This window comes from Salinibacterium sp. VpJ6 (genome assembly GCF_059767345.1).
This window is the reverse complement of sequence record NZ_JBSOQL010000001.1, coordinates 216,326-236,255: the sequence shown is the minus strand read 5'-3', so window position 1 is coordinate 236,255 and position 19,930 is coordinate 216,326. Positions and strand designations below refer to the sequence as shown.

Sequence of the window (19,930 nt, the reverse complement as noted above, 5' to 3'; positions counted from 1 at the left end):
CTCGCTTGTCCTGTTTCAGTCTAAGTTCGCCCGCGCAGTGTTGTGACACAGCGCACGCGCACCTCACGAAATATTCCCGGCAAAGTGCTGTGCGAAGGAATGCCAACGCAGCCACCTTGGTTGATAGGGGCAGGAAAAGAGGTACCAATGTCCGACGTGCTGATTGATCGTCCGGAACTCAATGGCTTGGGCCAGTATGAGTTTGGCTGGGCTGACTCCGACGTTGCGGGAGCCTCTGCGCGACGGGGCATCAACGAAGAGGTCGTTCGCGACATCTCTACGCTTAAAAACGAACCCGAATCTATGCTCAAGATGCGCCTTAAGGGCCTCGAGCTGTTCGGTCGCAAACCCATGCCGAAGTGGGGCGCCGACCTATCGGGCATCGACTTCGACAACATCAAATACTTCGTGCGCTCTACCGAGAAGCAAGCCCAGACGTGGGAAGACCTTCCGGCAGACATTCGCGACACCTACGAGAAGCTGGGAATCCCGGAAGCCGAGCGCAACCGCCTCGTCTCCGGTGTTGCTGCGCAGTACGAGTCTGAGGTGGTATTCCACTCGATCAACGCCGAGCTTGAAGCCAAGGGCGTTATCTTCATGGACACCGATACGGCACTGCGCGAGCACCCCGAGTTCTTCGAAGAGTACTTCGGAACCGTAATTCCGGCCGGCGATAACAAGTTCGCGGCTCTCAACACGGCCGTCTGGTCGGGCGGCTCGTTCGTCTACGTCCCTAAGGGCGTTCATGTAGAGATCCCGCTGCAGGCTTACTTCCGCATCAACACGGAAAACATGGGCCAGTTCGAGCGCACCCTGATCATCGCTGACGAGGGTTCCTACGTTCATTACATCGAGGGTTGCACCGCGCCGATCTACAAGTCGGACTCACTGCACTCCGCAGTTGTAGAGATCATCGTCAAGAAGGACGCCCGCGTTCGCTACACGACAATCCAAAACTGGTCGAACAACGTCTACAACCTCGTGACCAAGCGAGCAATCGCGCACGAAGGGGCCACCATGGAATGGATTGATGGCAACATCGGGTCCAAGGTCACGATGAAATACCCATCGATCTACCTGGTGGGGGAGCACGCCAAGGGCGAAACGCTTTCCGTCGCATTCGCTGGCCCCGGTCAGCACCAAGATGCCGGCGCGAAGATGATCCACATGGCGCCCTACACGACGTCATCGATCGTCTCGAAGTCTGTCGCACGGGGTGGCGGCCGCGCTGGTTACCGCGGAGAAGTCCGCGTTGACGAGAAAGCCCACCACTCGGCCAATACCGTTCGCTGCGACGCGCTGCTGGTTGACACCATCTCTCGCTCGGATACGTATCCGGCAATCGACATCCGCGTGGATGACGTACAGCTCGGCCACGAAGCTACGGTTTCGAAGGTCAGCGCTGAGCAACTCTTCTACCTGCAGTCCCGCGGTATGGAAGAGGACGAAGCTATGGCGATGATCGTCCGCGGCTTCATCGAACCCATCGCGCGCGAACTGCCCATGGAGTACGCCTTCGAACTCAATAAGCTCATTGAACTGAGCATGGAAGGATCCGTCGGCTAAATGACCGTCGTTACACCAGAACAACACGGATTTAAGGCTCACAGCGACGGCGGATGGGACGCAAGCGAAAAAGGCTTCGTTCCCGTTCAGACTCGTTCGGAGCGCCCCAAGTCATTCACTCACGATGATTTTGCTGCGGTCAACGGACTTGAAGCAGAGTGGAAGCTCACTCCCGTCAAGCTTGTCAAGCCGCTCATCGACGACGCCCTCGACGGCTCGCCGTACGACATTGCTACTGACGCGGTCGACGGCGCCACCGTCGAGTGGGTTTCACGCGATGATTCTCGCGTCGCTTCCGCTGGCGCGCCCGAAGAGCGTGCTTCCGCTAACGCGTGGAGCAGCTTTGAACAAGCTTTGGCGATCACCTTGACGGGCGAAGAGCACAGCACAGTGCGAATCTCGCGCTCGACTCTCGGCACCGCTGCACGCGGCGCGCACACGGTAATTACGGCTCGTCCTCACAGCAACACCACGGTGATCATCGAATCTGCCGGTGAAACCTTGCTGAGCGAGAACGTTGAAGTCGTTGTCGAAGAGGGCGCAACCTTGAACTTCGTGAGCGTGCAGGATTGGGCGGCTGACGCCATCCACCTCTCAAGCCACTTTGTTCAGGTAGGGCGCTCGGCCACGCTGAAGCACACGATCGTCTCGCTCGGCGGCAAAGTCGTTCGCGTGAACCCGTCCGTTCACCTGTCGGGAGAGGGCGCCGACGGCGAACTCTACGGTCTGTACTTCGCTGACGCGGGACAGCACCTCGAACAGCGCGTGTATCTGCACCACCAAGCTGCCCAGACTCGCGGTCGCGTCAACTACAAGGGCGCGCTTCAGGGCGACGGCGCACGCACGGTGTGGGTCGGTGATGTCTTGATCGGTCACGACGGTGCTGGCACAGACAGCTACGAGCAGAACCGAAACCTAGTTCTTACCGAAGGCACGCGCGCCGACTCGATCCCGAACCTTGAAATCGAAACCGGAGACATCCAGGGAGCTGGCCACGCTAGCGCCACCGGACGCTTCGATGACGAACAGCTGTTCTATCTGCAGGCTCGTGGAATCTCCGAAGCAGAGGCACGCCGCCTCGTTGTCATCGGCTTCCTCGCAGAGATCGTTCAGAAGGTGGGCGACGAAGAACTCGAAGCGCGACTTACTGTTGCGATCGAGTCTGAGTTGGAAGGAACTCACTCGTGACCGCTCAGCGCGTCTGTGGCGTCGATGAACTCGAACTCAACAAGGCCTACCGCGTTGAACTCGACGGCACCGCAATTTGCATCGTCAAGGACTCCGCCGGTGAGGTACACGCCATTGGCGATACCTGCACCCACGGGGACATCTCCCTTGCTGAAGGCTTCGTTGAAGACGGTGCGATTGAATGCTGGGCTCATGGCTCCCTTTTCTCTCTTGACACGGGAAAACCACTGAGTTTGCCCGCCTATGAACCTGTACCGGTCTTTGTAGTGAAGATCGACGACGACGGAGGGGTTCACATCGATCCCGAAGACACCGTCGCCATCGAGAGCTAACGGCTCTCCACACGAGACCATTAAGGAAAGAAAACCAATGTCAGTACTGTCAGTCAAAGACCTGCACGTGAGTGTCGAAACCGAGCAGGGTACAAAGCAGATCCTCAACGGCGTCGACCTCGAGATCAAGCAGGGCGAAATCCACGCGATCATGGGCCCCAACGGCTCGGGTAAGTCGACTCTCGCTTACACAATCGCTGGTCACCCCAAGTACCACGTCGAGGGCGGCTCAATCACTCTCGATGGTGCTGAGGTCCTCGACATGAGCATCGACGAGCGTGCCCGCGCTGGCCTCTTCCTGGCCATGCAGTACCCGGTAGAGATTCCGGGCGTCAAGGTCGCCGATTTCTTGCGCACCGCTAAAACAGCTCTCGCCGGTGAAGCCCCGGCTCTTCGTCCGTGGATCAAAGAGGTCAACGAGTCCATGAAGGCTCTCCGCATGGACAAGACCTTCTCCGACCGCAACGTAAACGAAGGTTTCTCTGGTGGCGAAAAGAAGCGCCACGAGATTCTTCAGCTCGAGTTGCTCAAGCCGCGCTTCGCTATTCTCGACGAGACCGACTCCGGCCTCGATGTCGACGCGTTGAAGATCGTCTCGGAAGGCGTGAACCGTGCCCAGGAAGCAACCGGACTCGGCCTGCTGCTGATCACGCACTACACGCGCATTTTGCGCTACATCAAGCCCGACTTCGTGCACGTGTTCGTTGACGGTCGCGTCGCCGAAGAAGGCGGTCCGGAACTTGCAGATCGCCTCGAGAACGAGGGCTACGATCGATTTTTGACCGACACGAGCGTAGCCTAAGCGTATGTCTACCGTTTTGGCGCCCGCTCTCTTCGACGAAGTCGAAGAAGCCCTCAAGGACGTTGTTGACCCCGAGCTCGGTGTCAACATCGTCGACTTGGGTCTCATCTACGATCTCAGCTGGGATCCCGAAAACAATGCCCTGATCATCAGCATGACGCTGACCTCAGCCGGTTGCCCACTTACCGACGTCATTGAGGAGCAAATCGCTCAATCTCTCGATAACGTCGTAGAGGCCTTCCGCATCAACTGGGTGTGGATGCCGCCGTGGGGCCCCGAAAAGATCACTGACGACGGCCGCGACATGATGCGCGCTCTCGGCTTCTCGATCTAAACAAACTCCGCAGCTCGTGGTCGTCGCTGCAGCACTGCCTTCCAAGTAAACGAAAGTAGCGCTGCGGCGATTGTCACTTTAATGAGCGCGCCAACGATGAACCGTGCGACGCCGATAGTGAACAGATAGGCGAGGCTGAACTCTTCACCGGCTTCTGACAGCACTCTCGCGATGCCCATCATTCCGAATGCGTAGATGACAACACTGCCGATGACGCTGGCGAGAGCGGCTCGCCAGAAGGACTTGTTCCAGCCCCGTTCGGCGAGGGCGCCGATCAACCAGGCCGCAGCGATGTAGCCAACGATGTAACCGCCGCTGGTACCGGCAACGACATCGGCACCGCCTTGAGCGTTACTGAATACCGGGAGGCCACTAAGCCCGAGCGCTGCGTAGAGCACCATGGCGAGGGCCGCCCGTGTGGCGCCGAGACTAAGTCCTACGATCATTACAGCGAGCGTTTGCGCCGTAATCGGAACGGGATTCAGGGGAACGACGAGTTGGGCAGCAATCGCAGTGAATCCGGCCGCAGCCGCGATAAAGACGACGCTGGAAGCGGGACTCGGGCCAAAGATGAGGTCGATCATCGTCGGCTTGAAGAATCGCTCGCTCACGCTCTTAGCCATGGCATTCCCTTTGAATCGTCGTTCGTGCACTGATCGACCAGCGCTAGGAAGTAGACTAGTTGGTTGGTGCTGTCGCCCACTTTCTCCAACCCCCAAGATTTGGATGTTTTGCCGTGCTTGCTGTGCATGACCTCGAGTTGCGCGTAGGCGCACGCATGCTGATGCAAGGTGTCAACTTTCGCGTAGACCGCGGAGACAAAATCGGGCTTGTTGGGCGCAACGGTGCTGGCAAAACCACGTTGACCAAAACCCTCGCGGGGGAGTTGGAAGCCACCGACGGCAAGATCGAACGCACGGGTGAAATCGGCTACTTGCCGCAGGACCCACGCTCGGGAAACCCCGAAGATCTCGCCCGAACCCGAATTCTCGATGCGCGTGGGCTGGGAAGCATCGTTCTCAAGATGCGCCAGGCTCAAGACGAAATGGGCAGCAGCGATCCCGCCATCAGCGCCGCAGCGATGGACCGGTACAGCAAGCTCGATGACCGCTTCTTAGCGCTGGGTGGTTACGCGGCCGAGGCCGAAGCCGCGTCGATCGCCAGCAACCTCAGCCTTCCTGACCGCATCCTCGATCAGCCGCTTTCCACGCTTTCGGGCGGACAGCGTCGCCGCATCGAACTCGCGCGCATTCTGTTCTCGGGCGCTGACACGATGCTGCTCGACGAGCCGACAAACCACCTCGACGCCGATTCGGTTGTGTGGCTCCGCGAGTTCCTCAAAAACTTTAGCGGCGGTCTGATCGTGATTAGCCACGATGTTGAACTGGTGGAAGACACCGTCAACAAGGTGTTCTATCTCGATGCCAACCGCCAATTGATCGACCAGTACAACATGGGCTGGAAGCACTACCTGCGCCAGCGCCAGTCCGACGAAGAGCGTCGCAAGAAGGAACGAGCCAACGCCGAGAAGAAGGCGTCAACGCTGCAGGCTCAGGCCGCACGTTTCGGTGCGAAAGCATCCAAAGCTGCCTCAGCTCACCAGATGGTGGCCCGCGCCGAGAAACTGCTTGCCGGGCTTGAGGATGTTCGCGCCTCTGACCGGGTCGCCGCTCTGCGTTTCCCGGATCCAGCACCGTGTGGTCGTACGCCGCTCATGGGTTACAACCTCAGCAAGAGCTACGGCTCACTCGAAATCTTCGCCTCCGTCGATCTCGCGATCGACCGCGGTTCCAAAGTAGTCATCTTGGGATTCAACGGTGCGGGAAAGACGACGCTGCTTCGCATGCTCGCCGGGGTAGATTTGCCGGACACTGGCCACATCGAGCCCGGTCACGGCCTTCGAATTGGTTACTACGCTCAGGAGCATGAAACGATTGACGTCAAGCGCTCCGTGCTTGAGAACATGGTTTCGTCGTCGCCCAACATCACCGAGATGGAAGCGCGTCGTGTTCTTGGGTCATTCCTGTTCACCGGGGATGACGCGACTAAGCCTGCTGGAGTTCTTTCCGGTGGAGAGAAGACCCGTCTTGCTCTCGCGATGATCGTCGTGAGCGGCGCAAACGTGTTGCTGCTCGATGAGCCGACTAACAACCTCGACCCTGCGAGCCGCGAAGAAATTCTCGGCGCCCTCGCGAACTACACCGGTGCCGTCGTTTTGGTCAGCCACGATGAGGGCGCTGTCGAAGCCCTCAACCCCGAGCGGGTCTTGATCCTGCCCGACGGTATCGAAGACCACTGGAACAAGGACTACGCAGACCTCATCAGTCTGGCCTAAGAATCGAGCAACGCGTCTTCGATCTCCGCGTCAGTGGGGCCACGCTTCTCTGACTTGAGGCGACGCTTCTTAGCGCGCTCCTGCTCGGCGGGGTCGTCTTCATTGATCAGGCGGTACTCCTGACGCACAGCCCAACCCAGGCCGATAAAAGCGAGTACACCGAACGCCACCCACTGGAATGCGTAGGACAGGTGCGCGCCTTCGTCGAGGAGCGGTTTGGGGTAGGCGAGTGGTCGTACGTCGGCGGCAGGCGTCTCTGTGGCGAGCAACCCATAGGCGCCGGTGTAAGTGGAGTCGCCGAGGATCTCCGCGATCGCCGGTAAGTGAATGGTTGCAATCTGACCCTCAGGAGCTGAACGCCCGAATACGGTTGGTTCACTCGGCTTGAGCCTCATGACGACATCGACGGTGCCGGTCGGAGCTTCGGGTACCGAATCCGGCGCGTCTTGGCTATTACCCGAGGGCACCCAGCCGCGATCGACGACGATGATTTCGCCGCTCTCGAGTTGTAGCGGCACCAATACTTCGAATCCTGGCTGTCCGCCGTACGGACGGCCTCGAACGAGGAGCTGTTCGTCGTTGAGATACTCGCCGCTCACCGCGACCGACATCCACTTATTATCTTCGTTGAATTCGTTGAGCTCAGGCATCACTGAGTCAAGAGATCGCGGAGCGGATTCCCAGTTTTCGCTGACACGAGCTACTTCAGTAGCGGCCTCTTCGCGGCGATCAAACTGCCAGTGTGAGAGAAAAACGCAACCAATTGCAAACACGATCACGAGCGTGAGGTAGCCGAACCAGCGACTTGAAAGTACGAAACGCCACTTACTCACGCAGCACCGCCATCCGGAACCATGCTGACAGGGGAGTCGAGATCGCTCACCAGAACGGGGAATCCCCGGCTTGCGAGATAGTCACGAAGAAACTCTTCGTGCTCGGCACAGGCGAGCCACACCTTCACACGCTCGGGGCCGTGAATACGAGGGTTACGCCAGTTGACGTTGACCTGCGCTGGCGCACTGCAGCCAGCGCGCGAGCACTGTTGCGTGCTCGGGCCACTCTCTCCGATCACCGAGCAGCCTCATCCGATCCATGAGCGAGAAAAGAATCACGCGACTCGAGAGCAAACTGGCCTGGCGCGCTCACGGCGCCCGAACGGCGCGTCTCGACGTTAGCGAGGACGACCGCGATATAAGGCAAGACCACTGCACCAAGAATCGGCAGCACGAGCCACCAGCCGCGCACGAACACACACAGCAACACGCAGACAACGCGAATCGCCATAGCTATGGAGTAGTTGATGACGCGGCGACGACGCTCATCATCCGGCCGCTCAGGGAGCGACGTGATCGACTCTGGAGTGTTCATTGGCTTTCTTCGGTTGCCGAGGTTGTACCCCTAAGCCTACGCCGCCCTCGGCGACTATATGCTGGGAACCATGAGCACCACTGCAACTGAACCACGAATCGTTCTCGTTACCGGCGGCAATCGCGGCATCGGCCGGGCCATCGCCGAAGAGTTTGTGGCTCAGGGCTACCGCGTAGCCGTGACTGCGCGCTCGGGCACCGGCCCCGACGGAACCCTCACGGTCCCCGCAGATGTCACCGACGCTACAAGCATTGATGCCGCTTTCACCGAGGTTGAAGCCAAGCTAGGCCCGGTTGAAATCGTTGTCGCCAATGCCGGCATCACCCGCGACATGCTGTTGATGCGCATGAGTGACGAAGACTTCACCGACGTACTCAACACCAATCTTTCCGGAGCCTTCCGCGTCGTCAAGCGGGCCTCAAAGGGCATGATGAAAGCGCGCTTCGGGCGCGTCATCCTTGTATCGAGCGTTGTCGGCCTCTTGGGCTCGGCAGGTCAAGTCAACTACTCCGCATCGAAGAGCGGTCTGATCGGGCTCGCTCGCTCGCTCACTCGTGAGCTGGGCAGCCGCGGAATCACCGCCAACGTGGTTGCTCCCGGTTTCATTGAAACTGACATGACAGCAGCTCTCGCGACCGAGCAGCAGGATGCGTACCTCAAGCAGATTCCCGCGAACCGCTTTGCCCAGCCGTCTGAAGTTGCGAAAGCAATCACGTGGCTGGCCAGCGATGACGCCGGCTACATCTCAGGCGCGGTTATCCCAGTCGATGGTGGCCTAGGAATGGGCCACTAACCCACCAACCCACCGGACAGCTGCCCAAACTGGGCAACCTCGGATGCACGCTAACTGCGCAATCCCAAGAGCGGCAGAACGGCGCTGAGGTCGCGAATGTCGATGTGTACGTCGGCATTGGCGCGAACGATCGGTTTCGCGGTGATACCGACAGCCAGCCCCGCGACCTCCATCATGCGGAGATCGTTGGCGCCGTCGCCGACGGCAATGGTTCGCGAAAGCGGAATACCCGAATCGACGGCCCATTCGCGCAGTGCATCGGCTTTGGCTTGCGCGTCGATGACGGGACCGAGAACCGCCCCGGTCAGGGCACCATTGGCTACTTCGAGTCGGTTCGCTCGGGCGTAGTCCAGCCCAAGCGTGGTTGCGAGGGGATCAAGAAGCTCATGGAAGCCACCCGAGACTGCGGCAACGCGGCCTCCGGCATCCTTCACTCCAGCAATAAGTTCGGTGGCACCGTTGGTGACCCGGATGTCGCGAGCACACTCGGCGATCACGCTCTCCTGGAGACCCGCGAGCGTTGCGACTCGCGCTCGGAGGCTCTGCTCGAAATCGAGTTCGCCGTTCATGGCGCGCGTGGTGATGTCGGTAACTTCTGGTTCGGAGCCTGCGCGAGCGGCGAGGAGTTCGATGACTTCGTTCTCGATGAGGGTCGAGTCGACATCGAAAACAACGAGAAACTGTGCCACAACGAGGCTCCTTCTAACGACGATTACTAGCGTGAGGTTCTTCACCTCACCACTTCACTCGTCAGACTATCGGGATCGCCCTTCGCGCCTCGCCCATAGAAGCCTGCGAAGCAATATGATGAACACATCATGGCTAGCGTTCTTTCATTCACCGACGTCACCGTCACACGTAGTGGCAACACGATCCTCGACTCCGTTTCTTGGAGCGCGGACGCCTCCGACCGGTGGGTGATACTCGGTCCCAACGGTGCAGGCAAGACAACACTGCTCCAAATCGCTGCGGCGCAGATTCATCCTAGCTCGGGTGATGTCACCGTCCTCGACAGCACGCTCGGCTCTGCTGACGTGTTTGATGTGCGCCCGCGCATCGGCTTTTCGTCAACGGCTCTTGCCCGCCGCGTGCCCAGCAACGAACGCGTTATCGATGTCGTGCTTACAGCGGCGTACTCGGTGACGGGGCGCTGGAACGAGGAGTACGAAAACGTCGACATTCGTCGTGCGCGCCGAGTACTCGCCGAATGGAGCCTTTCGCACCTCGAGGAACGTCGCTTCGGCGACCTCAGCGATGGTGAGCAAAAGCGAGTTCAAATCGCGCGCTCAGTCATGACCGACCCAGAAATTCTTCTTCTCGATGAACCAGCAGCAAGTCTTGACCTCGGTGCACGGGAAGAACTTGTTCAATTGTTGAGCGGCTATGCGCAAGCGGAGACCGCGCCGGCAATTGTTATGGTCACGCACCACGTTGAGGAGATTCCCCGCGGATTTACTCACGCGCTGGTTTTGACCGAAGGATCTGTGCACAGCGCCGGTAGAATCGACGACGTTGTTACATCAGAGAACTTGAGTGCCGCATTCGGCCTCGAACTCATCATCACGAAAGACGCCGGCCGCTACACCGCACGAGCCGCCTAATCCTCTGATAGGCTTGTGTGTCGGTCCGAGTGACCGCCTACGTCTTTTTTCATCCAGAATCCAGGGAAATCCAATGAAGTCCGAGATCCACCCCACGTACGCGCCCATCGTTTTCCGCGACCTCGCGTCTGGTTCCACGTTCCTTACCCGTTCGACCGTGTCGAGCGACAAGACGATCGAGTGGGAAGACGGCAACACCTACCCGGTGATTGACGTTGAAATCTCCTCGGAATCGCACCCGTTCTACACCGGTAAGCAGCGCATCATGGACTCCGCCGGCCGCGTTGAGAAGTTTAAGAACCGCTACAAGGGCTTCGGCAACTAGTAGTAGACAGTTTTTCCTGAAGGCGACCGGTTATCCGGTCGCCTTCAGTCGTTAACTTGGCGGACCGCACAACGTACTCCGCCACCAACGACAAGTGCGCAGCGCCCGAGGGCACTGCGCACTTCGACGTAATGAGCCGTGCGGCTACTGGGGGAGTGAGCGCACCGGCCAGTCAGGGTTGGCCACGAAACTGTGATCGCCCTTGGACGAGCGCATGTAGTCCTGAAAACTGGCGGCCTGATCGGCGTACCAGCGCTGCTGCTGCGAATGCAGTTCTCCGAACGGGATGCTGAGCTGGTCACCGTACTTGGCGAGGAGTGCCTGCGCGACACGTGCCGCCGCAATGGCATCTGACCCGGCATCATGCGCATCGTCGAGGTCGACGCCATAAAGCGCGGACGTGACTTCGAGCGTGCGCTTGCCGCGGCGGTAGCGGTCGACGGCTTTGTCAATCACGAGCGGATCGATCACGATGTACGGCTCTGCCAGGCCCTCAAGCGCGTACCGACGACATTCGCGGTCGAGCAGCGACAGGTCATAAGGAGCGTTGTAGACAACCAGCGGGATTCCGAGAGCACAGGTCACCTTGAGGGTCTGCACGATCTCCGCGACGACCAAGGATGCCTGCCGGCCTTCTGCTTGAGCTCGTGCGGTCGAAATTCCGTGAATTGCCGCCGCACCCTCCGGAATCTCGATGCCGGGATCGGCGAGCCAATCCCACCGCGATACGACAGCGCCAGAGGCATCGACGATCGCGATGCAGGCTGAGACGATGCGACTAGTTTCGACATCGACGCCGGTGGTTTCAAGATCAAAGGTGGCTAAAGTGCCGGAGTTGCTCATGCACTCAGCGTAGAGCGCGACACTGACACCGGGAACTCGGCTCGCGGCACTCCGCGGGGAAGCGGCTAGCCAAGCACTGCTCCGCAGCAGCCCCGGTATGCTCAATGCCGCCAACTGACGCCGCACTACATAGGATTGTCTGAATGAAGCCCGCATCGCCTTATGGAGCACTGCTCGACGCCACACCGGCGAAGCACTCCGAAATAGCCGTGTTGGGGTCATCCACCCATTACTGGGAGTACGGCCCCGCAGACGCCGACACCGTGCTGGTGCTGGTCCACGGGTTTCGGGGCGACCACCACGGTCTTGAGGCTGTCTGCGCCCACCTTCGCGGCATCCGCATCGTTAGCCCTGACCTTCCGGGTTTTGGTGAATCTGAACCGCTCACTGGGCACGTTCATGACATCGAGGGCTACGCGCTGTGGCTCGACGCGTTCGTAGGACAACTCGGGCTCAGCGGTCGCGCGTACATTCTGGGGCACTCGTTCGGGTCAATCGTCGTGTCTGCTGCACTTGCACGCGGGCTCACCACGCCCCAACTCATTCTGGTGAATCCCATTGCTGCGCCAGCGCTCTCGGGGCCCAATGGTGTGCTCAGCAAGATCACGCTGTGGTTTTATCAGGCTGCTCGCGCCCTCCCTCTCGCCATCGGTGCACCGCTGCTCAGCAACTGGCTGGTAGTCCGCGTGATGAGTCTCGCCATGGTCAAGACCCGCAACCCTGAGCTGCGCCGCTGGGTGCACCAACAGCATCATGCTCACTTCAGCAGCTACGCCAACCGCGACAGCCTGCTCGAAGCCTTCGAAGCCTCGATCGGTTCGGATGTCAGCATGTTTGCCGAGAGCATCACGGTGCCCACACTCCTGATTGGCGCGCGCAACGACCCGATCAGTCCCGTTCCCGCCCAAGAGCGACTGCACACACTTTTCGCCGACTCTCAGCTCGAAATTTTCGACAACGTCGGTCATCTCATCCACTATGAACGGCCGCGCGAAGCTGCCGAACTCATCGTCTCGTTCCTCGGCGCAGGAACAGTTGCGGAGCCCCACTAATGAAGATCGTTTTTGACTGCCGATACACGCGCATCGGCCGCCACGATGGGATTAGCCGCTACGGCTCACGCCTCGTCGAGGAGATCAGCAAGGTCCACCCGGTAACGATGCTCATCTCCGACAAGCGCCAGCTTGAGCTGCTGCCCGATCTGCCGTGGGAGATGGCATCGTCTCCCACCGGCATCCTCGAACCTTTCGTGGCGCTTCAGGTAAACAAACTCAAGCCGGATGTCGTCTTCACGCCGATGCAAACCATGGGGCCATTCGGCCGTAAGTATGCGCTCGTCACCACGGTGCACGACCTCATCTACTACAAGCACCCCACACCACCCCACAATCTGCCCGCGGCGGTGCGCGTCATGTGGCGCCTCTACCACCTGACCTGGGCGTTCCAACGCGCCCTCTTGAACACGGCAGATGGACACGTCTCCGATTCCCACACCACGCGCAATCAGATGCTCGAGCACAAGCTCACTCGCAATCCGATTTCGGTTGTGACGCTCGGCACGGATAGCCCGGGGGAGTACACCCCACGTAGTGCACCGACCACACGTGAGCTCGTCTACATGGGCTCGTACATGCCGTACAAGAATGTCGGTCTGATCGCTCGCGCGCTCCACGACCTTCCGGGCTACACCCTGCACTTAATGAGCCGGGTCGATGACGCTAACAGAGCAGAGCTCACTGCACTTGCGCCCGCCGACAGTCTCGTATTCCACAACGGGGCGAGCGACGAGGTGTACGCCGAGACGCTGTCACGCGCCACCGCTTTGGTTACGGCATCCCGCGACGAAGGCTTTGGCCTACCGCAGGTTGAGGCAATGGTTCTCGGAACTCCCGTATTGGTTAGCGACACAGAGATCTTCCGCGAAATCTCTGGTCCGGCCGGGGGATTCTTCAGCCCGGATGACCCTTCCGAGCTCGTACGCGAAGTGAAAGCTCTCGAAGACCCCGCAACGTGGCAGGAACGTTCCACCGCGGCGCGAGAGCGCTCAGCTGAATTTTCCTGGGAGAAGGGCGCTGCAACCCTCTACACAGCGCTAGAAGATGCTGTTACCGCTCGTCGCGCTAAGAAGAAGCGCTAAGAAGAAGCGCTAAGAAGAAGCGCTAGCGAGCATGAACTACTCAAGGGTGGTTTCCCGCCGAGCGAGAGCGTTCTGAGCGGCAAAGTCTTCGCCGCCCTGGCGTTCTGACTCTTCTTCAATCGGGTCGTTAAAGTCCACCAAGGTCAGAGATCCGTCGTCGTGACGGAAGCTGTGCACCGAGCCGTTCGCGATCCGACCATGAGGGTGATCGGGAGCGACAGCGGCGAGAACAGCGGCAATGACGCCTCCGTGGGCAACCACGATGATCGACTCACCGTGGTGCTCTTCAGCGAGCGTCACGAGCGCGGGAAGAACTCTCTCGACAACAGACTCTCGTGATTCGCGACCCGGGACTTCGACATCCGCCGAATAAATGGCATCGATCTGCTCGGCAGTGCGCCCCTCGGCAACCCCGTAGTTGCGTTCGACAACAGCAGCGATGGGCTCGGGTGCCGGCAGCCCCACCTCGGCGGCGATGATCTCGGCGGTCTCCATGGCGCGCGACAAAGGGCTGGCGAAAATACCGTTCCATTGGCGGCGAGCGAGAAGGGCACCGGTGGTTCGAGCCTGAGCACGACCAGTGTCGTTGAGCGGGATGTCGGTGCTGCCCTGAATGCGACGCTGAAGATTCCAGTCGGTCTCTCCGTGCCGCACAAGATAGATGAACACAACGCTCCATTCGAAAGTCAGGACTCAGCGCGGGCGAGCTGAGATGCGCCGGTTACTACGCGGCTAGCCGTTCCACGAGTTCGCCAAGAACCGCAGAAGCACCACCGTCAATCTTAACGTCGGCTCGACGATCGGCCTTTGTGGTTCCGCGATTGATAATCACGAGCGGAATCTTCTTGCGCATGGCGCGTTCGACCAAGCGGATGCCGGAATTCACCACGAGAGAGGACCCGGCGACGATCATCGCCTGCGATTGGTCCACGAGCGCGGCACCAAGTTGGAACTTTCGCGTCGGCACGAACTCGCCAAAGAAGACAACATCCGGCTTCAACAGCCCGCCGCACACCGTGCAATCCGGAACAATGAAGTCATCTACGTTATGCACGTCGGCATCGCCGTCGGGGTTGAGAGTGTGGGAGTCCGACTCTTCGAGCCAAGGATTGAGTTCGGAGATCCGGGCGGCTAGGGGAGTACGTGCAAAGTACTGACCGCAACGCAAGCATCGAGCCCGGTCGATGCTGCCGTGGACGTCGACAACGCGCTTGGAGCCTGCCCGCAAATGCAATCCGTCGACATTTTGAGTGACGATGCCGTTGCTGAGGCCCAAGCGCTCGAATGCGGCAAGCGCCTCATGGCCATCGTTGGGCGTGGAGGCCGCGAAACGCTTCCAGCCGAGGTGACTGCCCGCCCAATACCGTTGACGGAATTCCGGCGAGCTCTGAAACTGCTGGAAAGTCATCGGATTGCGCACAGCGGCGCCTTCACCGCGATAATCAGGTATGCCCGAATCGGTGCTGAGGCCCGCGCCAGTGAGTACGCTAATGAGCTTGCCCTGAAGAAGCTCGGCAGCACGATCAATATCGTCGCTGAGCGGGAGTGTATTCACACTTCAAGCGTAAGCACTTCGAGCACGATAAGCGCCATGAGAGATTCACCTGATGGCGAAACCGCACAGTTGGGAACACACCGTGAACGTCATCCGAGTCACCGATCTCTCCGATCCTCGCCTCAGCGACTTCGCTAACCTCACGGATGTCGCGCTGCGTCGCCGCACCGAACCCGCCGGTGGTCTCTATATCGCCGAGTCATCGAAGGTCATCGCCCGTGCGCTGCGTGCCGGCCATCAGCCGCGTGCGATCTTAGTTTTGGAGCAGTGGCTCGACGATGTGGCTGAACTGCTGGGAGACTCCGAGACGCCGGTCTACGTGGGCGAATCAGACTTGCTCGAGCAATTGACAGGCTTCAACCTGCACCGGGGGGCTTTGGCATCCATGCATCGGCCTGTTCTCCCCACGGTTGCTGATCTGGTGAAGGATGCACGTCGGATCGTCATTCTCGAAGACATCGTTGACCACACCAACGTGGGTGCGATCTTCCGCTCGGCGGCTGCTCTGGGCGCCGACGCTGTGCTGATCACGCCCCGCTGCGCAGATCCCCTGTACCGCCGCAGCGTTCGCGTGAGCATGGGCACGGTGCTGCAGGTGCCCTGGACGCGCATCCCGAACTGGCCCGAAGACGCCGCCGAGCTCAAGGCTGCAGGGTTTCATCTCGCTGCGCTGGCCCTCAACGACGACTCGGTCGACCTTGATACTTTTGCCGCGACAGCACCCGAGCGCGTCGCTCTCATTCTCGGCACGGAAGGCGACGGCCTCTCGCGCAGCACTATCGAAACTGCCGACACCGTCGTGAAGATTCCGATGATGCACGGGGTCGATTCGCTCAACGTTGCCGCGGCGAGTGCTGTCGGGATGTACACACTTCGGGTGCGCTAGGTTTCCACCGCCCCGCACCTGTTAGCGTTATCCGGTGCCGCTGACTCAACGCCAAATCTTCCGTCGCCGTCGCATCGTCGTTTTCTCCGCTGTAGCCGTTGCATTCTCGTTAACGTTCTATTTGCCCCTGACGTTGCTAGCCCCTCTCGATGCGATCTCCGCGAACGTGGTGCCCGTAGCTGAGCCCGAGGTAGCAGTACCTGAAATTACCCTTCCGGGATACGGCGCTTCGGCGATAGGTGCACTCGACCGCCCTGGTGTCTTGGCTCAGGCTGGTAGCGCAGAAGCTGTACCAATTGCCTCGATCACGAAAATCATTACGTCGCTGGTCGTTCTCGATGCCAAGCCACTCGCTGCGGATGAAGCGGGACCGACCATCACCTTTGGTCAAACGGACGTCGATTATTACTACGACCAACTCGCTCAATACGGTTCGGTCGCCCCTGTCTATGTCGGCCAACAACTCTCGCAACGCGATGTTTTGACTGTCGTTTTGCTCCCGTCGGCAAATAACTACGCTCAATCGCTGGCCCACTGGGCTTTCGGCTCCGAAGAAGCGTTCGTTGCCGCGGCCGCGGCGTGGCTAGACAGCAAGGGTCTGGCAGACACGACGCTAACCGAAGCATCGGGCATCCAAGAAACCAATCGGAGCACGGCTGCTGATCTGACCGAGATCGCGCGGTTGGCCATCGAGAATCCCGTCATCGCACAGATCGTGTCGAGCTCGACTGCAGAGATCCCCGGCATCGGTACGGTCAGCAACAGCAACAAGCTCCTCGGCATCGATGGCGTAGATGGAATTAAGACGGGAACCCTTGACGAGGGTTGGTCGTGCCTTCTCTTCTCGGCTGATGTTTCCGTTGGTGACACCGTGATTACGCTCGTCGGCGCCGTCGTGGGCGGGCCAGACCATCCCACTATTAACGCCGCGATCCAGGAACTCATTGCGGATGCGACCGCCGGCTACTCCGAAGTGACACTCGCCAGCGTTGACGAAGAGTTCGCCGAATATGACACGCCGTGGGGTGACGAAGCGTCCGCCATCTCGGAGTCCACCGTCAGCGCAGTCGTGTGGGGCGAAGACGAGATTTCAATGAGCGTGAATGTGCCGACTGTGCGTACCGCGGATGCCGGGAAGAGCGCAGGAACCGTGGAATTCCGGGTCGGAGACGAGACGTTTAGCGTGCCGCTGGTCTTGAGCGGCGAGATTGACGATCCAGGGCCATGGTGGAGACTGACAAATCCGGCCGCGATGTTTTAGTTATCGAATAGACACGGCGCTCACAGGCGGCCGCGATAAGGTGGAGTGTATCTGGAGCACTTGCTCGCTTGTCACATGACTGGGAAGTCATTCGAAAATATCTGAGGTCACGTGAGTAGTTCTCTCTCAGCCGATCCCGTACGTGTAATTAAAACTGGTCCCCGCGGCGTCGGTAGCCAGATGAGCGATTTCGCCGCCCTCTTGCGCACTGTGCGCGAGGCCGGCCTACTGCGTCGCAGCAAACGCTTTTACATCACCACTTTTGCCGTCATCACCCTCGCCATGGCTGGCGCTTGGGTCGGCTTCGCGATGCTCGCCGGCACGTGGTACATCCTTCTCATCGCCGCGGCGATGGGTATCATCTTCACGCAATACGCATTCTTGACTCACGAGTTGGCACATCGCCAGGTCTTCCAGTCGAGCAAGCTCAACGACACGCTCGGCCGGTTGATGTCCGACCTCGTGGTCGGCATCAGCTACGCGTGGTGGATGAACAAGCATTCGCGTCACCACGCGAACCCCAACACTGTCGACAAAGATCCCGACATTGAGACTGACTTCATCATTTTCCAGAAGGAAAAGGCTGTCGGCCTCAAGGGACTCACTAAGTTCATGGCTAACCGCCAGGGCTACCTGTTCTTTCCTGCACTCTTGCTTGAGGGCTTCAACCTTCATTCGCACGCCTTCCAAGAAGTTTTCAACTTCAAGAAGAAGGTCGACAAGCGTTGGCTCGAGATCACGCTGTTGCTAGTTCGCAACATCGGTTACCTCGCGATCGTGTTCAGCTTCCTGCCCCTCGGAATGGCTTTCGCCTTCCTCGGCGTGCAAATGGGAATCTTCGGTCTCTACATGGGCGCATCATTCGCGCCCAACCACAAGGGAATGCCGATCCTGCCCAAGGGCTCCAAGGTCGACTTCCTGCGCCGTCAGGTACTCACGAGCCGCAACATCCGTAGCGGTCACTTTATGAACCACTTCATGGGCGGCCTCAACTACCAGATCGAGCATCACTTGTTCCCGACTATGCCGCGACCACATTTGCGCCGCGCGCAAGAGATCGTCAAGGAGTACTGCAAGACCAAGGACATCAAGTACACCGAGGTCGGTCTCTTTACGTCCTATGGCATCGTTATTCGCCACCTCAACGAGGTCGGCCTGAGCGCCGAGGGCGATCCGTTCGACTGCCCGGCAGCAGGACGCACCGGCTACAGCGGCTAACTGCCGCTTGAGTTCACAGAAAAGGCCCTCACCACTAGGTGAGGGCCTTTTCTGCGGTCATGGGGCGCACAGCGACCGCTGGCGAGGCAGCGGTCGCTGGAGACTGGCCCGAGCTGGCCTGAACTAGAAGCCGGGGCGCTTGGCCGTGATGTTGTCTCCAGACGACTGGTGGCGAACGCGACGCAGTACCCACGGCACGAGGTGCTCGCGAGCCCAACCCATGTCTTCGACGCGCGCTTGACGCCACCGCCGCGGCGGTAGCGGCTCTGGCTGGAAAGGTTCGAGATCATTCTCGACATTGAGAGCATCCAGCACCATCCGGGCAACCGTGTGGTGGCCCACTGCGGAGAAGTGCAAACGATCGGGGGCCCACATGCGCGGGTCGCCCAGCTCACGCATTGACCACATGTCAGCCACGATCGCGTCATGGCGCTGAGCTACAGCCCGGATGTTCTCGTTGTAGATGGCTACCTTGCCGCGCATTCGGTTCAAAACTGGCGTCATCCCGATGTCGGGCCCCGTGAAGAGCACGACCGTAGCGCCGTCGCTGCGCAGCTGACGCACGAGCTCGTCGACGCGGCCGGCAACCTCGTCAGCATCCGAACCGGGGCGGATGATGTCGTTGCCGCCCGCAGACACGCTGATGAGGTCAGGCTTCAGCTCGAGCGCCGGCTCCAGTTGCTCGCTAGCAATCTGATTGAGCAGCCGGCCTCGGATCGCCAAGTTCGCGTAGGCGAAGTCCTGTTTGCGCGAGCCAAGCACTTCGGCCACGCGGTCCGCCCAGCCACGATTGCCGCCGGGGGAGTCGGGCTCGGGGTCTCCTATGCCTTCGGTGAACGAGTCGCCGATCGCGACATATCTACTCCAAGGATGTTCCTGTTGCATACTTCTACCTTGTCTCACAATTCCTCTGTGCGCTACCCGTGTGCTTCCTGTGAGCCACCTGAATTACTTTGACCCTCGTACAGGGCACGTGGTTAAGTCGTCTCTGTTGGTTTTCACAACGAAAACTACTTAACCACCGTTTGGAGAACACACAATGGGAATCATCGGTTGGATCGTCCTGGGACTGATCGCTGGAGCAATCGCTAAGGCAATTCTGCCCGGACGCCAAGGCGGCGGTTGGCTCGCAACACTCCTGCTCGGTGTAGTAGGTGCTCTTGTCGGAGGATTTGTCGGAGGCGCCATCTTCGGTGTCGAGCTCGAGACATTCTTCTCAATTGAAACCTGGCTCGTCGCAATCGGCGGCTCGGTACTCGTGCTCTTCCTCTACGGACTGATCACGCGCGGCTCACGTCGCTAAACACTCTTAGCTAGACAGCTTCACAAATAGGGCGGTGCACTTGGGTGCACCGCCTTTTTTGCGTCCGCACAACGTCGCCAAAG

The 19,930-nt window shown here is 59.6% G+C and carries 24 protein-coding genes; 15 read left to right on the top strand and 9 right to left on the bottom strand.

The features are described 5' to 3' along the window. Positions 1 to 147 precede the first annotated feature (147 nt). Genes sufB through ACWTV1_RS01180 form a run of 5 tightly spaced genes read left to right on the top strand, consistent with a single transcriptional unit; the run spans position 148 to position 4,222 of the window. On the top strand, positions 148 to 1,566 hold the full coding sequence (gene sufB / locus ACWTV1_RS01200) for a Fe-S cluster assembly protein SufB (RefSeq protein ID WP_339620503.1): 1,419 nt from the start codon (positions 148 to 150) through the stop codon (positions 1,564 to 1,566). Continuing rightward, a complete protein-coding gene (gene sufD / locus ACWTV1_RS01195; protein ID WP_498503795.1) occupies positions 1,567 to 2,754 on the top strand; it encodes a Fe-S cluster assembly protein SufD in 1,188 nt (395 codons plus the stop codon). Next, positions 2,751 to 3,086, top strand: a complete 336-nt coding sequence (locus ACWTV1_RS01190; protein ID WP_100388988.1) for a non-heme iron oxygenase ferredoxin subunit — start codon at positions 2,751 to 2,753, stop codon at positions 3,084 to 3,086. Before sufD ends, ACWTV1_RS01190 begins: the two co-directional genes overlap by 4 nt. Positions 3,087 to 3,123: 37 nt before the next feature. Further along, positions 3,124 to 3,888 carry a Fe-S cluster assembly ATPase SufC gene (sufC, locus tag ACWTV1_RS01185; RefSeq protein WP_100388989.1) on the top strand — a complete coding sequence of 255 codons (765 nt, stop codon included), beginning with the start codon at positions 3,124 to 3,126 and terminating at the stop codon, positions 3,886 to 3,888. 4 nt (positions 3,889 to 3,892) lie between these two features. Further along, complete coding sequence (locus tag ACWTV1_RS01180) at positions 3,893 to 4,222, top strand: metal-sulfur cluster assembly factor (RefSeq protein ID WP_100388990.1); 330 nt, start codon at positions 3,893 to 3,895, stop codon at positions 4,220 to 4,222. On the opposite strand, the gene ACWTV1_RS01175 is transcribed toward ACWTV1_RS01180, so the two are convergent. Then, a complete protein-coding gene (locus ACWTV1_RS01175) occupies positions 4,219 to 4,845 on the bottom strand; it encodes a biotin transporter BioY (RefSeq protein WP_498503794.1) in 627 nt (208 codons plus the stop codon). The genes ACWTV1_RS01180 and ACWTV1_RS01175 overlap by 4 nt on opposite strands. A 113-nt stretch (positions 4,846 to 4,958) precedes the next feature. Between ACWTV1_RS01175 and ACWTV1_RS01170 the strand changes: the two genes are divergently transcribed. Then, on the top strand, positions 4,959 to 6,557 hold the full coding sequence (locus tag ACWTV1_RS01170) for an ABC-F family ATP-binding cassette domain-containing protein (protein ID WP_100388992.1): 1,599 nt from the start codon (positions 4,959 to 4,961) through the stop codon (positions 6,555 to 6,557). Here the strand turns inward: ACWTV1_RS01170 and ACWTV1_RS01165 are convergent. The 3 genes from ACWTV1_RS01165 to ACWTV1_RS01155 are packed head-to-tail and all read right to left on the bottom strand — an operon-like array spanning position 6,554 to position 7,925. Continuing rightward, entirely contained in the window at positions 6,554 to 7,390 is an 837-nt protein-coding gene (locus ACWTV1_RS01165) for an SURF1 family cytochrome oxidase biogenesis protein (RefSeq protein WP_498503793.1), read from the bottom strand. The two genes, ACWTV1_RS01170 and ACWTV1_RS01165, sit on opposite strands and share 4 nt — an antisense overlap. Continuing rightward, positions 7,387 to 7,629: a hypothetical protein gene (locus ACWTV1_RS01160; protein WP_498503792.1), complete on the bottom strand. Its 243-nt coding sequence runs from the start codon at positions 7,627 to 7,629 to the stop codon at positions 7,387 to 7,389. The genes ACWTV1_RS01165 and ACWTV1_RS01160 overlap by 4 nt, the downstream gene beginning before the upstream one ends. Beyond that, positions 7,626 to 7,925, bottom strand: coding sequence for a DUF3099 domain-containing protein (locus tag ACWTV1_RS01155; RefSeq protein WP_100388995.1), 300 nt, complete (start codon positions 7,923 to 7,925; stop codon positions 7,626 to 7,628). The genes ACWTV1_RS01160 and ACWTV1_RS01155 overlap by 4 nt, the downstream gene beginning before the upstream one ends. 70 nt (positions 7,926 to 7,995) lie before the next feature. Here ACWTV1_RS01155 and ACWTV1_RS01150 point away from each other — a divergent pair, with 70 nt between their 5' ends. Further along, positions 7,996 to 8,718, top strand: a complete 723-nt coding sequence (locus ACWTV1_RS01150; protein ID WP_498503791.1) for a beta-ketoacyl-ACP reductase — start codon at positions 7,996 to 7,998, stop codon at positions 8,716 to 8,718. Positions 8,719 to 8,768: 50 nt separating this feature from the next. Here the strand turns inward: ACWTV1_RS01150 and serB are convergent, their stop codons facing one another. Next, positions 8,769 to 9,407, bottom strand: coding sequence for a phosphoserine phosphatase SerB (gene serB, locus ACWTV1_RS01145; protein ID WP_498503790.1), 639 nt, complete (start codon positions 9,405 to 9,407; stop codon positions 8,769 to 8,771). Between the two features lie 129 nt (positions 9,408 to 9,536). Between serB and ACWTV1_RS01140 the strand changes: the two genes are divergently transcribed. Both ACWTV1_RS01140 and ACWTV1_RS01135 read left to right on the top strand, forming a co-directional pair. Continuing rightward, the gene (locus tag ACWTV1_RS01140) at positions 9,537 to 10,319 is read left to right on the top strand and encodes an ABC transporter ATP-binding protein (protein ID WP_100388997.1); all 783 of its coding nucleotides are present in this window, start codon (positions 9,537 to 9,539) and stop codon (positions 10,317 to 10,319) included. A 73-nt stretch (positions 10,320 to 10,392) separates the two neighbouring features. Next, entirely contained in the window at positions 10,393 to 10,644 is a 252-nt protein-coding gene (locus tag ACWTV1_RS01135) for a type B 50S ribosomal protein L31 (protein ID WP_100388998.1), read from the top strand. Positions 10,645 to 10,788: 144 nt separating this feature from the next. Here the strand turns inward: ACWTV1_RS01135 and ACWTV1_RS01130 are convergent, their stop codons facing one another. Beyond that, positions 10,789 to 11,487 carry a 3'-5' exonuclease gene (locus tag ACWTV1_RS01130; RefSeq protein ID WP_100388999.1) on the bottom strand — a complete coding sequence of 233 codons (699 nt, stop codon included), beginning with the start codon at positions 11,485 to 11,487 and terminating at the stop codon, positions 10,789 to 10,791. A 143-nt stretch (positions 11,488 to 11,630) separates the two neighbouring features. On the opposite strand from ACWTV1_RS01130, the gene ACWTV1_RS01125 reads away from it, so the two are divergent. Continuing rightward, positions 11,631 to 12,539, top strand: coding sequence for an alpha/beta fold hydrolase (locus ACWTV1_RS01125; RefSeq protein WP_498503789.1), 909 nt, complete (start codon positions 11,631 to 11,633; stop codon positions 12,537 to 12,539). Next, positions 12,539 to 13,624, top strand: a complete 1,086-nt coding sequence (locus ACWTV1_RS01120) for a glycosyltransferase family 4 protein (protein WP_498503788.1) — start codon at positions 12,539 to 12,541, stop codon at positions 13,622 to 13,624. Before ACWTV1_RS01125 ends, ACWTV1_RS01120 begins: the two co-directional genes overlap by 1 nt. Positions 13,625 to 13,660: 36 nt before the next feature. Here ACWTV1_RS01120 and ACWTV1_RS01115 read toward each other — a convergent pair whose 3' ends face one another. After that, on the bottom strand, positions 13,661 to 14,293 hold the full coding sequence (locus ACWTV1_RS01115) for a histidine phosphatase family protein (RefSeq protein ID WP_498503787.1): 633 nt from the start codon (positions 14,291 to 14,293) through the stop codon (positions 13,661 to 13,663). A 55-nt stretch (positions 14,294 to 14,348) separates the two neighbouring features. Further along, the gene (locus tag ACWTV1_RS01110) at positions 14,349 to 15,179 is read right to left on the bottom strand and encodes a Sir2 family NAD-dependent protein deacetylase (RefSeq protein WP_498503786.1); all 831 of its coding nucleotides are present in this window, start codon (positions 15,177 to 15,179) and stop codon (positions 14,349 to 14,351) included. Between the two features lie 82 nt (positions 15,180 to 15,261). Between ACWTV1_RS01110 and ACWTV1_RS01105 the strand changes: the two genes are divergently transcribed. The 3 genes from ACWTV1_RS01105 to ACWTV1_RS01095 all read left to right on the top strand — a co-directional run bounded on the left by ACWTV1_RS01105 (position 15,262) and on the right by ACWTV1_RS01095 (position 18,544). After that, positions 15,262 to 16,065, top strand: a complete 804-nt coding sequence (locus ACWTV1_RS01105) for a TrmH family RNA methyltransferase (protein WP_498505014.1) — start codon at positions 15,262 to 15,264, stop codon at positions 16,063 to 16,065. A gap of 34 nt (positions 16,066 to 16,099) precedes the next feature. Next, on the top strand, positions 16,100 to 17,326 hold the full coding sequence (locus ACWTV1_RS01100; RefSeq protein ID WP_498503785.1) for a D-alanyl-D-alanine carboxypeptidase family protein: 1,227 nt from the start codon (positions 16,100 to 16,102) through the stop codon (positions 17,324 to 17,326). Positions 17,327 to 17,437: 111 nt separating this feature from the next. Then, complete coding sequence (locus tag ACWTV1_RS01095) at positions 17,438 to 18,544, top strand: fatty acid desaturase family protein (protein WP_498503784.1); 1,107 nt, start codon at positions 17,438 to 17,440, stop codon at positions 18,542 to 18,544. Positions 18,545 to 18,667: 123 nt separating this feature from the next. Here ACWTV1_RS01095 and ACWTV1_RS01090 read toward each other — a convergent pair whose 3' ends face one another. Beyond that, positions 18,668 to 19,429 carry an SGNH/GDSL hydrolase family protein gene (locus ACWTV1_RS01090; protein WP_498503783.1) on the bottom strand — a complete coding sequence of 254 codons (762 nt, stop codon included), beginning with the start codon at positions 19,427 to 19,429 and terminating at the stop codon, positions 18,668 to 18,670. Positions 19,430 to 19,583: 154 nt separating this feature from the next. On the opposite strand from ACWTV1_RS01090, the gene ACWTV1_RS01085 reads away from it, so the two are divergent. Next, positions 19,584 to 19,847, top strand: coding sequence for a GlsB/YeaQ/YmgE family stress response membrane protein (locus ACWTV1_RS01085; RefSeq protein WP_100389007.1), 264 nt, complete (start codon positions 19,584 to 19,586; stop codon positions 19,845 to 19,847). Positions 19,848 to 19,930: the final 83 nt, after the last annotated feature.

Excerpts from the sequence above, each read along its gene's own strand:
- sufC (WP_100388989.1), top strand. The coding sequence starts at position 3,124 with ATGTCAGTACTGTCAGTCAAAGACCTGCACGTGAGTGTCGAAACCGAG.
- ACWTV1_RS01120 (WP_498503788.1), top strand. The coding sequence starts at position 12,539 with ATGAAGATCGTTTTTGACTGCCGATACACGCGCATCGGCCGCCACGAT.
- ACWTV1_RS01150 (WP_498503791.1), top strand. The coding sequence starts at position 7,996 with ATGAGCACCACTGCAACTGAACCACGAATCGTTCTCGTTACCGGCGGC.
- sufB (WP_339620503.1), top strand. The coding sequence starts at position 148 with ATGTCCGACGTGCTGATTGATCGTCCGGAACTCAATGGCTTGGGCCAG.
- ACWTV1_RS01180 (WP_100388990.1), top strand. The coding sequence starts at position 3,893 with ATGTCTACCGTTTTGGCGCCCGCTCTCTTCGACGAAGTCGAAGAAGCC.
- ACWTV1_RS01155 (WP_100388995.1), bottom strand. The coding sequence starts at position 7,925 with ATGAACACTCCAGAGTCGATCACGTCGCTCCCTGAGCGGCCGGATGAT.
- ACWTV1_RS01135 (WP_100388998.1), top strand. The coding sequence starts at position 10,393 with ATGAAGTCCGAGATCCACCCCACGTACGCGCCCATCGTTTTCCGCGAC.
- sufD (WP_498503795.1), top strand. The coding sequence starts at position 1,567 with ATGACCGTCGTTACACCAGAACAACACGGATTTAAGGCTCACAGCGAC.
- ACWTV1_RS01125 (WP_498503789.1), top strand. The coding sequence starts at position 11,631 with ATGAAGCCCGCATCGCCTTATGGAGCACTGCTCGACGCCACACCGGCG.
- ACWTV1_RS01085 (WP_100389007.1), top strand. The coding sequence starts at position 19,584 with ATGGGAATCATCGGTTGGATCGTCCTGGGACTGATCGCTGGAGCAATC.
- ACWTV1_RS01090 (WP_498503783.1), bottom strand. The coding sequence starts at position 19,429 with ATGCAACAGGAACATCCTTGGAGTAGATATGTCGCGATCGGCGACTCG.
- ACWTV1_RS01130 (WP_100388999.1), bottom strand. The coding sequence starts at position 11,487 with ATGAGCAACTCCGGCACTTTAGCCACCTTTGATCTTGAAACCACCGGC.
- ACWTV1_RS01175 (WP_498503794.1), bottom strand. The coding sequence starts at position 4,845 with ATGGCTAAGAGCGTGAGCGAGCGATTCTTCAAGCCGACGATGATCGAC.
- ACWTV1_RS01140 (WP_100388997.1), top strand. The coding sequence starts at position 9,537 with ATGGCTAGCGTTCTTTCATTCACCGACGTCACCGTCACACGTAGTGGC.